This is a genomic window from Reyranella sp., assembly GCF_044224635.1.
In the GTDB taxonomy this organism is placed as follows: Bacteria; Pseudomonadota; Alphaproteobacteria; order Reyranellales; family Reyranellaceae; genus Reyranella.
In genome coordinates, this window is record NZ_JBGAKA010000004.1 from 156,772 (window position 1) to 170,049 (window position 13,278).

A 13,278-nucleotide genomic window follows, 5' to 3' on the forward strand; every position below is an offset into this window, starting at 1 on the left:
CTTGCCCCTAAAGTCGACCAAGACCTCACAGGATCAGAGCACGTGACTCGTCACCACCTACTTTCCTTCATCCTCCTCCTCGCGCTGATGGCGCCGCTCGCCGTGGCACAGCCGCCGCTGACCGTGGTGGCCGCAGTATCGGCCGACCCCGGCCATCTCAACCCGGCGATCACCACCGGCTCGCCCACTCACGCGGTGGCCGATTCGCTGTTCAACGGCCTGCTGTCGCTCGATGAAAAAGGCGAGCCGCGGCCCGATCTCGCGATGCGCTGGTCCTTGTCGGAAGACGGCCTCAGGGCACGCTTCGAGCTGACGCCGGACACCAGGTGGCACGACGGCAAGCCGGTGACAGCCGACGACGTGAAATTCACCTTCGAGGCCGTGCTGCTGCGCCATCACGCGCGCACGCGCGCCAGTCTCGGGCCGGTGCTCGAGGCCGTCGACGTGATCGATCCGGCGACGGTCGAGTTCCGCATGAAGCGGCCCTATCCGGCGCTGCTGCAGCAGCTCGATGTCACCGAAGCGCCGATCCTGCCGCGCCACGTCTATGGCGAGGGCGAGGGCGACATCGAGCGCAATCCGGCCAACCTCAGGCCCGTGGGGTCCGGGCCGTTCCGCTTCGAGAGCTACGCCAAGGGCGACCGCGTCGTGCTGGTCCGCAACGCGGCCTACTTCAAGCCGGGCCTGCCCAAGGTCGATCGCCTGGTGTTCCGCGTCATTCCCGATGGCGCCACGCAGGCGCAGGCGCTGACGGCGGGCGAGATCGATTTCATCAGCCGCGTCGCGCCCGCCGAGGTCGCGCGCCTGCAGCGTTCCGGCCGCGCCACGCTTGCCGACGTGCGCTTCGGGCCGGGCGGCGGCAACTGCATCATGACGCTGGGCTTCAACCTCGAGCGGCCCGCCCTGCAGGCGCGCGAGGGGCGCGAGGCCTTGGCCGCCGCGATCGATCGCGGCCAGTTCGTCGAGCGCATCCTGGTGGGTCACGGCCGCATCGCCGACGCGCCGATCTCGAGCGGCATCGCCTGGGCCCATGCCGGCGGGAGCTTCCCGGCATCACTCTACGACCCGGCGCGCGCCCGCGCCCTGCTCGATGCGGCCGGCCTCAAGCCCGACAGCGAGGGCGTGCGGCTCACCGTCGAGCTGGTGCAGTTCGCGAGCTTCGGCCGCTATGCCGACCTGCTGCGCGACCAACTCGGCGCCGTCGGCATCCGCGTGCGGCCGCGCCTCGTCGATCCGGCGGCGATGGTCGATGCGGTGTTCAAGCAGCGCAACTTCGACCTCACCCTCGTCTCCTACTGCAATGGCAGCGATCCCGAGATCGGGGTGCGGCGCATGTACGTGTCGAGCAACATCGGCAACATCCCGTTCTCCAACGCCGCCGCCTATCGCAACCCGGAGGTCGACGCGCTGTTCGCCGCCGCCGGCTCTGGCTGGTCGAGACCGATTTCACCGTGGCTTGGAAGGCCGATCTCACCGGTTTCGAAGGCTGGAGCGGCCAGTTCGCGGAACGGGCGGGGCGTCGCTAGGAGAAGGCTGGGCCAGGGCGCATGGGCCGCTACATCCTGCGGCGCCTGATCCAGGTGCCGATCGGGCTGTTCATCGTCGGCTCCCTCGCCTTCCTGCTGATCCATGCCGCGCCGGGCGGCCCCGTGACGGCGCTGAGCGGCGAGTACGCCACCGCCGAGCTGCGCCAGGAGATCGAGGCGCGCTACGGTCTCGATCGTCCGCTCGGCGAGCGCTACCTCGACTGGATGGGACGGGCCTTCACCGGCGATTTCGGCCGCTCCTATCTCCACAAGGCGCCGGTGATGGCGGTGATCCTCGAGCGCCTGCCGGCAACGCTGTCGCTGGTGCTGCCCGCGGCGCTGCTCTCGCTGGCAGGCGGCGCCGCGATCGGCCTGTGGTCGACGCCGCCGCCGGGCGAACGGCGGCGGGTGCTCGGTCCCGTGATGGCGCTGGTCGGTCATCTCGTGCCGACTTTCTGGATGGCGCAGGGCCTGGTGCTGCTGTTCGCCCTGACGCTCGGCTGGTTTCCCGTGCAGGGCCTCGACGATCCGCGGCTCGCGACGCCGAGCCTCGCCGACCGCGCGCGGCATCTCGTGCTGCCTGTCCTGGCGCTCTCCCTCCATCAGCTCGCCCTGACGGCGCTGACCTTGCGCGCGGCGTTGCGACTGGAGGTTGCCCGCCCCTACATGACGACCGCGCTGGCCAAGGGGCTCGACTTTCCGCGCGCCCGCTTCAGCCATGCGCTGGTCAATGCCCTGCAGCCCGTCCTCGCCGTGCTGGGCGGCCGCCTCGGAGCAACCTTCGTCGGCGCCATCGCCGTCGAGACCGTGTTCGCCCTGCCGGGCCTGGGGCGGCTGATCGTGTCGGCCGCCGTCAATCGCGATCATCCGCTGGTGCTGGGCATCGCGCTATCGGTTTGCGCCGTCGCCATGGTGGGCAACCTGCTGACCGACCTTACCATGAATCGCATCGATCCGCGCATGGCGCTCGAGCGGGACGAGGCGCATGCGGCGTGACGCCCACCTCCCCGATCGCGCGGATCGTCACCTGCGATGGGTCGGCGTCGTGCTGCTGATGCCGCCGCTGCTGCTCGCCGTGTTCGCGCCGGCGCTGGGCAAGCTCACGATCGGCGCCATGCTGGCGCCGCCCAGCCTGCGCCATCCGCTGGGCACCGACGAGCTCGGCCACGACATGCTGGTGCTGCTGGCGCAGGGCGCCCAGGTGTCGTTCGCCATCGGCACGCTCGCCACCCTGATCGCGCTGCTGGTGGGGACCGTGCTGGGCCTCTGCGCGGCGTTCGGCGGCCGCCTGGTCGACGACCTCGTGATGCGCACGGCCGAGATCACCGTGACGGTGCCGCCGCTCTTGCTTGCCATCGTTGTGGTGGCGTTGCTGGGCAGCGGCACGCTGCTCACCGCGGTGGCGCTCGGCGTCGGCGCCTGGCCCACGGCCGGAAGGGTCGCGCGCGCCGCCGGGCTGGCGTTGCGCGGCCAGCCCGACCTGCTGGCTGCGCGGGCGCTCGGCGTTTCCCGGCCGGGCATTGCGTTGCGCCACGTGCTGCCGGCGATCCTGCCCGTCGTGCTGGCCCTGACCGGCGTCCTGTTCAGCAGCGCCGTGCTGGCGGAAGCGACGCTCTCCTTCGTCGGCCTGACCAATCACGACGTTCCCGGCTGGGGGCACATCATGGCTCACGCCGGTCCCTACCTGCGCGACGCCTGGTGGATGTGGCTGTTTCCCGGCGGGCTGCTGATCATGGCCACCGCGGGCGTGGCGCTGCTCGCCGACTCGTAGCGAAAGGCGGCGGTCGACCGGTTCGGCCGCATCGGCAGACGCGCCACGGTCGGCCAGAGCACGACCGCCGCCAGCGGCAGGAGCCATGACAGCCAGGCGAGCGCCGCGTAGGTCGGATCGAACGGCCAGCCCAGGCTCATCGCCACCGCCATCAGGGCACGCAGGACGATCACGCCGCACATCACCGCGCTCAACCGCACCATCAGCCGTGCATGGCGTCGTGCATCGCGCCTGTGGATTGCGCTGACGCCGCCGGCCACGAACACCAGGCAGAGAACGCCTTGCGCGAAGAAACCCAGCCGCGCCAGCGGCACGGCCTCGCTGTGCAGCGCGCTGGGCAGCGAGGTCGCCGCGCCGACGAAAAGAAGCCCGGCGCCGATGCGTCCCAGCACGCGATGAACGGACGGACGGCGCCGCAGGAGCAGGATCCACGGCAGCAGGATCAAGCCAAGACCTGCCGACAGCATATGCGCCTTGAAGATGCCCGGCAGCCGCTGATCGAGATCGGCCAGCGGCTCGGGCAAGGGCGGCAGGCCGATCGCGGAGCCGAGCGCCGCGACGCCGACAGCGGCGGCGAGCCCGATGCCGATCGGGATGGCTGCCCGTCGCGGTCCCTTCTCCATGAGAAGGAGCATCTGCTCAGCTTGTGGTGCGGGAAGAGCAAGCCGCTTCGCCGACTCGCGTGAGCAGCGCGCGGTACGGGAATGATCGTCGCATCGGATTAGGATCGACCTCGTCCCCGATGATGATCATGCGGCCGGGTTTCTCCCCTGCCGACGGCGTGACATCGATCCTGACCTTGTAGGTGGGACGTACCCCCTTCGGCGGAGCGAAGTCGCCCGCGAAAGCGGGAAAGGGCGGTTCGTCTGCCTTGAGCGCGACCGTCAGGATCGTCCGCTCGCACTTGTTGTCGGGCGTCACGAGCTGCCCGCAATACCCCTGGGCGCAGCGGCCGATGTCGAGCACGAGGTCTTTACGCGCGGTTTCCCAGCGACCCTCGATTGCCGCGCCATCGGTGTTCGTCGCCAGGGCCGCTGCCGAGACGAGAGTGCAAAGCGAGAGGATCAAGGGGATTGATCGTCTTCCGTGCCACCAAGCGAAGATCCCCGCGCGTCTCATGCCCGTCTCCTCTGCCGGCGGGCTCGCCCCACAGTGCTGCGCCACCGGCAATTCGCCACGATGGATTGCAACCATGGCTGCACGATGGTCCTGCGGGGTCGATGTGGCTCCTCGCCGGGCCGAGCGTGTAGGCTGGCGGTCAATCGCCCTGGAGACTTGCAATGCGCTACGGCAGCCCCATTCCGATCACGGCCTTCCCGGATTTCGACACGGTCAAGGACTACGTCCAGACGCTCGACGGCGAAGGCTTCGACTTCACCTCGACCGCCGGTCACGTCCTCGGGCAGCCTTCCGGCACGAATCCGCAACGGCCTGACCGGCAGTATGTCGGACCGTTCTACGACCCGATGGTGACGTTCTCCTATCTCGCGGGCATGACGCGCCGCATCCACTTCGTCACCGCCATCCTGATCCTCCCAGCCTGGCCGACAGCGCTGGCGGCCAAGCAGTCGGCCGAGCTCGCGATCCTGAGCCGCGGACGCTTCGAGCTCGGCATCGGCATAAGCTGGAACGCCGCCGAGTATCGCGCCCTGGGCCAGGACATCCACGGCCGCGGGGCGCGGCTCGAGGAGCAGGTCAGCGTGCTGCGGCAGCTCTGGTCACAGCCCTACGTCACGTTCGAGGGCCGTTATCACACGCTCGACAAGCTCGGCCTCAATCGCCCCGCCGTTCCGCCGATCCCGATCTGGATGGGCACCGAATCGGGCGAAAAGGCTCTGCGCCGCGTGGCGCGCATCGCCGATGGCTGGATGTCGCTCGGAGACCCCCTCCCCGACATACCGCGCCTGCAGCAATTCATGCGCGACGCCGGGCGCGATCCGTCGCACCTGAAAGTGCGCGGGCCGCTCGTCGTCGGCGGCGATGACATGAAGGCCGTGGTCGAGAGGGGCCGGAAAATGGCGGCGGCCGGGGTCACTCATCTCAACCTCGTCGCGCCGCCCGACCGTGATCCGCGAGCCGCGTTGCCGAGCATCGTCGCCGCACGGAAGGCGCTGGCTCGGTCGCTCGGCTGACGCCCCGTTCGTTCAGCCCTTCACGTCGACGCGACGGCGCGCCAGCATCGCCTCGTCGACCACCAGGCCGAGCCCCGGTCCGTCGGGGACCACCATGCATCCGCCGTCGGGCTTGGGAGCGTTGACGAACGTGTCGGCGGACCGCGACCAGCCGTCAGCCAGCTCCGCCGGCTTGGTCGCATGCATGACGGTCGACAGCACATGCAGGTTGGCGGCGTTGCCGATGGCCGGCTGGGTCTGGTGCGGCACGAACTCGACGCCGTGGGCGTGGCAGAGGGCGGCGCATTGCATCAGGCCGGTGACGCCACCCATCTTCACGATGTCCGGCTGGACCATCCTGACCCCGCTGTCGATCAGGGCCGCCACCGACTGCAGCGTATAGGACTGCTCGCCGGCCGACACCGTGATGTCGAGCCGTTGCGCGACCTCGCCCATCGCCTTGACGTGGTAGTACTCCACGGGCTCCTCGAACCAGATATAGCCGAGTTCCTCGAGCGCCCGCCCGACCCTGATCGCCGCGCCGACCGAGTAGCGGTTGTTGGCGTCGAACGCCAAGGGGAAATCGTCCCCCACCAGCTTGCGCACGGCCTTGGCCTTGGCGATGTCGCCTTTGATATCGCGATCGATCTCCGATCGCGTGCCGTCCCAGCGGATCTTGATCGCGGACGGCTGTTCCGCCTTGAAGCGGGCCTCGACCGTCCGCAGCACGCCATCGACGTCGCGGGCGGCGTTGCCCCCGATCGAGGCGTAGAACGGAATGCGCGTGCGCCACGCGCCGCCCAGCAGCTTGTGGATCGGCTGCCCGAGCGCCTTCCCCTTCAGGTCCCACAGGGCGATGTCGACCGCCGCCACCGCGCCGGTCACGATGCCGTCAGGGCCGAGCTTGATCAGCTTGTGGAGCAACCGGTCGAGAATGACGGCATGGTCGAGCGGATCGGCGCCGATCAATGTCGGCGCCATGTCGCGCGCGATGACGGAGAGCGAGGCCACACCACCCTGCATCGGCGACGCTTCGCCGAGCCCCACCAGCCCGCCGGCGTGAACGGCGACGACGGCGGTCGCCGTGCCGGGGGCGACCTCGGCCGGCCGGGAGACGTCGCCCCAGCGCACCAGGAATGTCTCGACCTTGTCGATCTTCATGACGGCCTCGCCACGTCAGGGGCTAGAACATCTCCGGCGTGATGACGTTCTGCGGCCGCGGTCCGACCATCGCCGCGCGCATGGTCTCCGCCGACTTGACCCGGATGTCCTCCCACGCCTCGGGCGTGAAGAAAGCCGAGTGCGGCGTGATGATCAGGCGCCCCTCGCACCACGGCTCGCGCGCGCGATAGGCGCGCAGCAGCTCGGGGATGGGCTCGACCGGCGGCTCCACGGGAAGAACGTCGAGGCCGACCCCGGCGAGATGCCCGCGCTTCAGCAGGTCGGCCAGAGCGTCGACGTCGACGATCGGTCCGCGCGCCGTGCTCACCACCACACCGCCCTTCGGCATGCGCTCCAGCATGGCGCGCGAGATCATGCCGCGTGTCTCCGCCGTCAGCGGCGCGTGGATCGACAGCGTGTCGGTCTGCTCCATCAGCGCCTCGAGCGTGTTCGCACGCTCGACGCCGACGCCGAGCTCGGTGCCGTTCGGCATGTAGGGGTCATAGGCGACGACGCGGAACTGGAAGGCCTTCGCCCTGAGCGCCGCCGCCGTGCCGATGCGGCCCAGGCCGACAATGCCGAAGGTCTGCACGCCGTTGCGCCGCAGCAGCGGGTCGCGCACGTAGCTCCACGGCGCGGGCTGTGGCCGGCGCTGCGCTTCGAGGTGGAGCGCGACGCCGCGGCGCAGCGCCAGGGCGAGCGCCAGCGCGTGGTCGGCCACCTCGGTGGTGCCGTAGTCCGGCACGTTGCACACCATCACGTTGCGCGCCGCGGCCGCCTTGCGGTCGATCTTGTCGTAGCCGACCCCCATGCGCACGACGCAGGCGAGCTTGGGAAACTTGGCGAGATGCTCTGCCGTCACGCCATGCCGCAGCACCATCAGGCCGTCGACGTCGGCGCAGTCCTTGTCCTCGAGCTGCGACAGGTTGGTCACATTACGCCACACCACGCGCACGTCGGAGCCGAACACGTCGCGCTCGACCTTGTCGTTGTCGTAGAGCTTCTCCGCGTACAGCACCGTCTTGACCATGGCCTTGGCTTCTCCTTCGTTGTGGAAGCCATCCTAGCAGGCGTCGACAGCATCGCCAGATGACGCGCAGCGCAATTCCAATAGGCGGCCGCCGACGGCCACGCTATTCTCCCCGCCCAGGGAGCGGCGTCGATCAAGGACGCGATTCAGGGAGGAATTGATGGGTGTGTTTTCCCGCAGGGTCGGCCTGCTGGCCGTATTGTCTGCCGGATTGCTGGCGGCGCCGGCCGTGGCGCAGACGCAGGCGCCGGTGCGGGGCGGTACCTTGTCGATCGGCGTGGAGAGCGACTTCGAGGGCTTCGACCCGGTCAAGGCCGGCGTCTACTCCAATTCGACGGTCACGGCGGCGTCGCTGTTCTACGAGACGCTGATGCGGCTCGACGACAAAGGCGGTCTGCTGCCGGCGCTCGCGCTGTCGATGACCCCCAACGAGGATGGCTCGATCTGGGTCGCCAAGCTGCGCGCCGGCGTGAAATTCCATGACGGATCGCCGTTCACCGCCCAGTCGGTGGCCGACCACTTCAACCGCCTGCTCGATCCGAACAACCGCTTCGCCGGCCGTGCCTATGTCGCCATCGAGAAGGTCGAGGTCGGCGACGAGCTCACGGCGGTCTTCAAGATGCGCGGCCCCAACGCGGCCCTGCCCAGGACCCTGGCGCAGCCCAGCGTCTTCTCGCTGATCATCTCGGTCAAGGCGCTGCAGGAGAAGGGCGCGGACTACAACCGCAATCCGGTCGGCACCGGCCCGTTCGTGTTCAAGGAATGGCGCGCCGCCGACCGTCTGATCGCCGAGCGCAATCCCAACTACTGGGACAAGGACAGGCCCTATCTCGACCGGGTGATCGTGCGCCCGCTGCCCGATTCGGATGCCCGCTATGCCAGCCTGGTCAAAGGCGACGTGCAGGTGATCTGGGAGGACCGCGCCGAGAACATCGTCAAGGCCAAGAAGGACAAGAACCTGATCACGCTGCATTGGGTCGGCAGCGGCGCCCTGGTCGTCCCGCTCAACACCCAGCGCGAGCCGCTCAACGACAAGCGGGTGCGCCAGGCAATCTCGATGGGACTCAATCGCAAGGGCAACGCGGCGATCCTGAGCCAGGGCCTGCGTCCGGTCTACGACGACCCCTACGGCCCGGCCTCCGGCATCGCCTGCGCCGACACCGGCGCCCTGCCCTACGATCCCGAGCGCGCCAAGAAGCTGCTGGCCGACTACGGCAAGCCGGTCAAGCTGGTGCAGACCGTTACCGCCACGCCGCGCGGTCGCGAGAACGCCCAGGTCTTCCAGGCAGACATGAAGAAGATCGGCATCGACGTCGAGATCAAGCCGGTCGACCAGACCCAGCTGGTCAAGGAGACGCTGTCGCGCGACTTCCTGGTCAGCGGCTGGCGCATCATCGACCTGGCCGACGTCGATCCGCAGATGTTCGCCAACTTCCATTCGAAGAGCCCGATCAACTTCTCCGGCTACAACAATGCCGAGGTCGATCGCCTGCTGCTGATCGGTCGCACCTCGCTCGACGAGAACAAGCGCAAGGCGGCGTATTGCGACCTGATCAAGATCCTGAACGACGACGTGGTGTGGCTGTGGACCGGCAGCAACATCGATTTCGCCATCACCCGCTCCAACGTGCGCGGTATTCCCGCCCTGCGCGGCGGAGCGGTACAGGTCGAGGCGGCGTGGCTGGCGAAGTAGCCGCAGATCTCCGCAGCCTGACGTAAAGCGTCGTCATGCACTGGCTGGCGCGCCAATTGTTGCGGCTTGTGGTCGTTCTGCTCTGCGTCACGCTGCTGACCTTCCTGATCGTCAACATCCTGCCCGGCGACGTGGCGATCGCCATTCTCGGCAGCCTTGCCACGCCGCAGGACATTGCCGGCTTGCGCGCCGACCTCGGGCTCGATCGGCCGATCCTGGTTCGTTACTTCGACTGGCTGGGCTCGGCCCTGACCGGCGATCTCGGCCGCTCCTACCGCAGCAGCGAGCCGGTGGCTCAGGCGATCGCCGATCGCCTGCCCGTCTCGCTGCAGCTCATGGTGATGGCCCAGCTGATCGCGCTCGGCATCGCGGTGCCGGTGGCGCTGTTGTCGGTCCGCCGGCCGGGCGGCCTGTTCGACCGGATCTCGGCCTCGGCGGCGTTCGGCTTCCTGGCGATGCCCAATTTCATGCTGAGCGTCGTGCTGATCTACCTGTTCTCGGTCACCCTCGACCTGTTCCCGGCAACCGGCTTCACGCCGCTGTCGGAGGATCTGTGGGGCAATCTCGAATCGATGATCCTGCCGGCACTGACGCTGGGCCTGGTCGAATGGACCGTGCTGATGCGGGTGCTGCGCTCGGACCTGCTGAGCACGCTCAAGGAGGATTTCATCCTGCTGGCCCGCGCCAAGGGCCTGCCGCCGTGGCGGGTGCTGCTGCGGCACGCGCTGCGCCCCTCCTCGTTCACGCTGATCACCATCGTCGGGCTCAATGTCGGGGGCCTGATCGGCGGCGCCGTGATCGTCGAGCAGATCTTCGCCCTGCCCGGCGTCGGCCGGCTCCTGCTGGGTGGCATCTTCAATCGCGACCTCATCCTGGTGCAGGGCACGGTGTCGTTCATCGCCGTGGGTTTCGTGGTCGTCAATTTCCTGGTCGACATGCTCTACGCCGTGCTCGATCCCAGGGTGCGTCATGTCCGTTTCCGCAGCTGAGCCGGCCAGCGCGGCGCGGCCGAAGCGGCGCCTGTCATGGGCGGTCGTCCTGCCGCTGGGCTGGGTGGCCCTGGTGGTGTTCGCGGCGATCACCGCCGATTGGCTGGGCTTGCCCGATCCCGCCGCGCAGGAGCTGATCCTGCGCCGCAAGCCGCCGTCGGCCGAGTTCCTGCTGGGCACCGACAATCTCGGTCGCGACATGCTGTCCCGCATCATCTACGGCGCACGCACCTCGCTGATCGTCGGCCTGTGCGCGCCGCTGCTGGGCTTCCTGGTCGGCGGCGCGATCGGCATGAGCGCCGGCTACTTCCGCGGCAAGGTCGATCTCCTGGCGGTGGGACTGATCGACATCCTGCTGGCCTTTCCCGCGCTGGTGCTGGCCCTCACCTTCACCGCCTATCTCGGCCAGAGCCTGTTCAACGTCACGCTGGCGCTGGGCATTCTCTCGATTCCCGCTGCGGCGCGGGTCTCACGCGCCAACACGCTGGCATGGGCCAATCGCGATTTCGTGCTCGCCGCCCGCACGATCGGCGCCAGCAACTGGCGCATCCTGACACACGAGATCCTGCCCAACCTGCTGCCGCCGATGTTCGCCTTCTGGCTGGTGGCGGTGAGCGTCATCATCGTCGCCGAGGGGGCGCTGTCGTTCCTCGGGCTCGGCATCCCGGCGCCGCAGCCGAGCTGGGGCGGCATGATCGCCGATGGCCGCGAAGCTCTCGACGTCGCGCCGCACACCGCCCTGGTTCCGGCGGCCGTGATGTTCGCCACCGTGCTGTCGCTCAATTTCCTGGGCGACACGGTGCGCAACCTCGTCGATCCGCGCAGGTCGAGCCTGTGACCGGAGGCCCGCTTCTGTCGGTGCGCGATGCGCGCGTCGCCTTTGCCACGGCACGCGGCGCCTTGCGCGCCGTCGACGGCGTGACCTTCGAGCTCCACGAGGGCCGCACGCTGGGCATCGTAGGCGAATCCGGATCGGGCAAGTCAGTGTTGGTGCGCTCGCTGATCGGTCTGGTCGGCGCCGATTCGGGCGCCGCGGTCGGCGGCCAGGTGCTGCTCGAAGGCCAGGATCTGCGGACCCTGCCTGCCGCACGCTTGCGCGCCCTGCTCGGCCGGGAGATCGGCATCGTCTTCCAGGATCCGATGACGTCGCTCAATCCGGTGATGAAGATCGGCCGGCAGATCGGCGAGGGGCTGCAGCTCAACCGCGGCCTCGACCGCGCCGCCGCCGACCGGCGGGCCGTCGAGCTGCTGGCCGAGGTCGGCATTCCCGAGCCGGAGCGGCGCGCCCGCCAGTATCCACACGAGCTGTCGGGCGGCATGCGGCAACGGGTGGCGATCGCCATTGCCATCGCCTGCGAGCCCAAGCTCCTGATCGCCGACGAGCCGACCACGGCGCTCGACGTCACCGTGCAGCGCCAGATCCTCGACCTGCTGCAACGCGAGCAGCGCCAGCGCGCCATGGCGATGATCCTGATCACCCACGATCTCGGCGTCGCCGCCGGCCGCGCCGACGACATCATGGTGATGTATGCCGGCCGCGCCGTGGAGATGGCCGCGACGCGCGAGCTCTTTCGTGCGCCGCGCATGCCCTATACCGAAGCGCTGCTGCGCTCGCTGCCGCGGCTGAGCGACGTCGCCCATGCGAGGCTGGCGGCGATTCCCGGCCGACCGCCCGACCTGGCGCGGCGCAGCGGCGGCTGCGCCTTCGCTCCGCGCTGCCGCTACCGCAGCGTGCGCTGCGACGCCGAGCAGCCGCTGCTGACGCGCGACGGGCTGCACGGGTTTGCCTGCTTCAATCCCATCGCGGCGGGCGCATGAGCGATCTGCCGCCCACCGATCTGCTGCGCATGACCGGCCTCACCGTGGAGTATCCGGTCGGCGGCGGGCGCCATGTCCACGCCGTCAGCGACGTGGCGCTGGCGATCCGCCAGGGCGAGACGCTGGGGCTGGTGGGCGAATCCGGCTCGGGCAAATCCTCGCTGGCGCGCGCGCTGCTGCAACTGCCGCCGCCCAAGCGCGGCAGCGTGCTGTTCGACGGCCAGGAGCTCACCCGGCTGCGCGGAGAGGCGCTGCGCGCCACCCGGCCGCACCTGCAGATGATCTTCCAGGACCCGATCGCCTCGCTCAATCCGCGCCGCCGGGTGGCCGAGATCGTGACCGAGCCGCTGATCGTCTCCGGGGTGCGCGATGCGGCGGAGCGTACCCGCCGGGTGCGTGCGGTCATGGAGGCGGTCGGCCTCGATCCCGACACCGTGTGGACCCGCCGCCCGCATGAATTCTCCGGCGGCCAGTGCCAGCGCATCGCCATTGCCCGCGCCCTGGTGCTGGAGCCCAGGCTGATCGTCTGCGACGAGCCGGTCTCCGCGCTCGACGTCTCGATCCGCGCGCAGATCCTCAATCTCCTGGAGGACATGAAGGCGCGCTTCGGCCTCACCCTGCTGTTCATCGCCCACGACCTGGCCGTGGTGAAATCGATCTCCGATCGCGTGGCGGTGATGTATCTCGGCAAGCTGTGCGAGGTGGCGGAATCGGCCTCGCTGTTCGCCAGCCCGGCGCATCCCTATACCGCCGCCCTGATCGCGGCGATACCCGAGCCCGATCCCGACAGGCCGTTGGGCGACACCAGGCTCAGGCCGGGCGACCCGCCCTCGCCGCTCGACCCGCCCTCGGGCTGCCGCTTCCGAACCCGCTGCCCGCATGCCGAACCGCGCTGCACCGCCGAGGAGCCGCCGCTGCGCCAGATCGCGCCCGGCCGCGAGGTAGCCTGCCATTTTCCGCTGGTTTGACAGGCCGGGAGACCGCCTCGGTTCTTTCCTCCCCAGCTTCGCTGGGAAGGTGTCTCCGTCTTCGGCGACGGAGGGGTCATAGGCAACAAGCCTGGGGCTCATGACCCCTCCGTCCGCGATGACGCGGACACCTCCTCAGCGAAGCTGGGGAGGAGGACGTCGATTGGGCCGGCCGACCTTCTCCTCTATCATCCCGACGCGTGACGCGTCG

13 protein-coding genes are annotated in these 13,278 nt (G+C 69.2%); 9 read left to right on the top strand and 4 right to left on the bottom strand.

Features of this window, described 5'->3' with window-relative positions:
- The first annotated feature begins 42 nt into the window (after positions 1-42).
- From ACILR9_RS05785 to ACILR9_RS05795, 3 genes are read left to right on the top strand one after another with little or no spacing between them, the layout of a single operon-like run.
- On the top strand, positions 43-1,575 hold the full coding sequence (locus ACILR9_RS05785) for an ABC transporter substrate-binding protein (RefSeq protein WP_395708947.1): 1,533 nt from the start codon (positions 43-45) through the stop codon (positions 1,573-1,575).
- The gene (locus ACILR9_RS05790; protein WP_395708948.1) at positions 1,548-2,522 is read left to right on the top strand and encodes an ABC transporter permease; all 975 of its coding nucleotides are present in this window, start codon (positions 1,548-1,550) and stop codon (positions 2,520-2,522) included. Before ACILR9_RS05785 ends, ACILR9_RS05790 begins: the two co-directional genes overlap by 28 nt.
- Positions 2,512-3,297, top strand: coding sequence for an ABC transporter permease (locus ACILR9_RS05795; protein ID WP_395708949.1), 786 nt, complete (start codon positions 2,512-2,514; stop codon positions 3,295-3,297). Before ACILR9_RS05790 ends, ACILR9_RS05795 begins: the two co-directional genes overlap by 11 nt.
- Here ACILR9_RS05795 and ACILR9_RS05800 read toward each other — a convergent pair.
- Positions 3,207-3,920, bottom strand: a complete 714-nt coding sequence (locus ACILR9_RS05800) for a DUF2306 domain-containing protein (RefSeq protein ID WP_395708950.1) — start codon at positions 3,918-3,920, stop codon at positions 3,207-3,209. The genes ACILR9_RS05795 and ACILR9_RS05800 overlap by 91 nt on opposite strands.
- 16 nt (positions 3,921-3,936) lie before the next feature.
- Positions 3,937-4,365: a hypothetical protein gene (locus ACILR9_RS05805; RefSeq protein WP_395708951.1), complete on the bottom strand. Its 429-nt coding sequence runs from the start codon at positions 4,363-4,365 to the stop codon at positions 3,937-3,939.
- A gap of 212 nt (positions 4,366-4,577) precedes the next feature.
- On the opposite strand from ACILR9_RS05805, the gene ACILR9_RS05810 reads away from it, so the two are divergent.
- On the top strand, positions 4,578-5,429 hold the full coding sequence (locus ACILR9_RS05810) for a TIGR03619 family F420-dependent LLM class oxidoreductase (protein WP_395708952.1): 852 nt from the start codon (positions 4,578-4,580) through the stop codon (positions 5,427-5,429).
- Between the two features lie 12 nt (positions 5,430-5,441).
- On the opposite strand, the gene ACILR9_RS05815 is transcribed toward ACILR9_RS05810, so the two are convergent.
- Positions 5,442-6,569, bottom strand: a complete 1,128-nt coding sequence (locus tag ACILR9_RS05815) for a mandelate racemase/muconate lactonizing enzyme family protein (RefSeq protein ID WP_395708953.1) — start codon at positions 6,567-6,569, stop codon at positions 5,442-5,444.
- A gap of 22 nt (positions 6,570-6,591) precedes the next feature.
- The gene (locus ACILR9_RS05820; RefSeq protein WP_395708954.1) at positions 6,592-7,599 is read right to left on the bottom strand and encodes a C-terminal binding protein; all 1,008 of its coding nucleotides are present in this window, start codon (positions 7,597-7,599) and stop codon (positions 6,592-6,594) included.
- Positions 7,600-7,759: 160 nt separating this feature from the next.
- Here ACILR9_RS05820 and ACILR9_RS05825 point away from each other — a divergent pair, with 160 nt between their 5' ends.
- Genes ACILR9_RS05825 through ACILR9_RS05845 form a run of 5 tightly spaced genes read left to right on the top strand, consistent with a single transcriptional unit; the run spans position 7,760 to position 13,067 of the window.
- Positions 7,760-9,292 carry an ABC transporter substrate-binding protein gene (locus ACILR9_RS05825; protein WP_395708955.1) on the top strand — a complete coding sequence of 511 codons (1,533 nt, stop codon included), beginning with the start codon at positions 7,760-7,762 and terminating at the stop codon, positions 9,290-9,292.
- Positions 9,293-9,327: 35 nt separating this feature from the next.
- Positions 9,328-10,281 (top strand): ABC transporter permease, encoded by a 954-nt coding sequence (locus ACILR9_RS05830; protein ID WP_395708956.1) that lies wholly within the window; start codon positions 9,328-9,330, stop codon positions 10,279-10,281.
- Entirely contained in the window at positions 10,262-11,119 is an 858-nt protein-coding gene (locus ACILR9_RS05835; protein ID WP_395708957.1) for an ABC transporter permease, read from the top strand. Before ACILR9_RS05830 ends, ACILR9_RS05835 begins: the two co-directional genes overlap by 20 nt.
- Entirely contained in the window at positions 11,116-12,099 is a 984-nt protein-coding gene (locus ACILR9_RS05840; protein ID WP_395708958.1) for an ABC transporter ATP-binding protein, read from the top strand. The genes ACILR9_RS05835 and ACILR9_RS05840 overlap by 4 nt, the downstream gene beginning before the upstream one ends.
- Positions 12,096-13,067, top strand: a complete 972-nt coding sequence (locus tag ACILR9_RS05845; RefSeq protein ID WP_395708959.1) for an ABC transporter ATP-binding protein — start codon at positions 12,096-12,098, stop codon at positions 13,065-13,067. The genes ACILR9_RS05840 and ACILR9_RS05845 overlap by 4 nt, the downstream gene beginning before the upstream one ends.
- Positions 13,068-13,278: the final 211 nt, after the last annotated feature.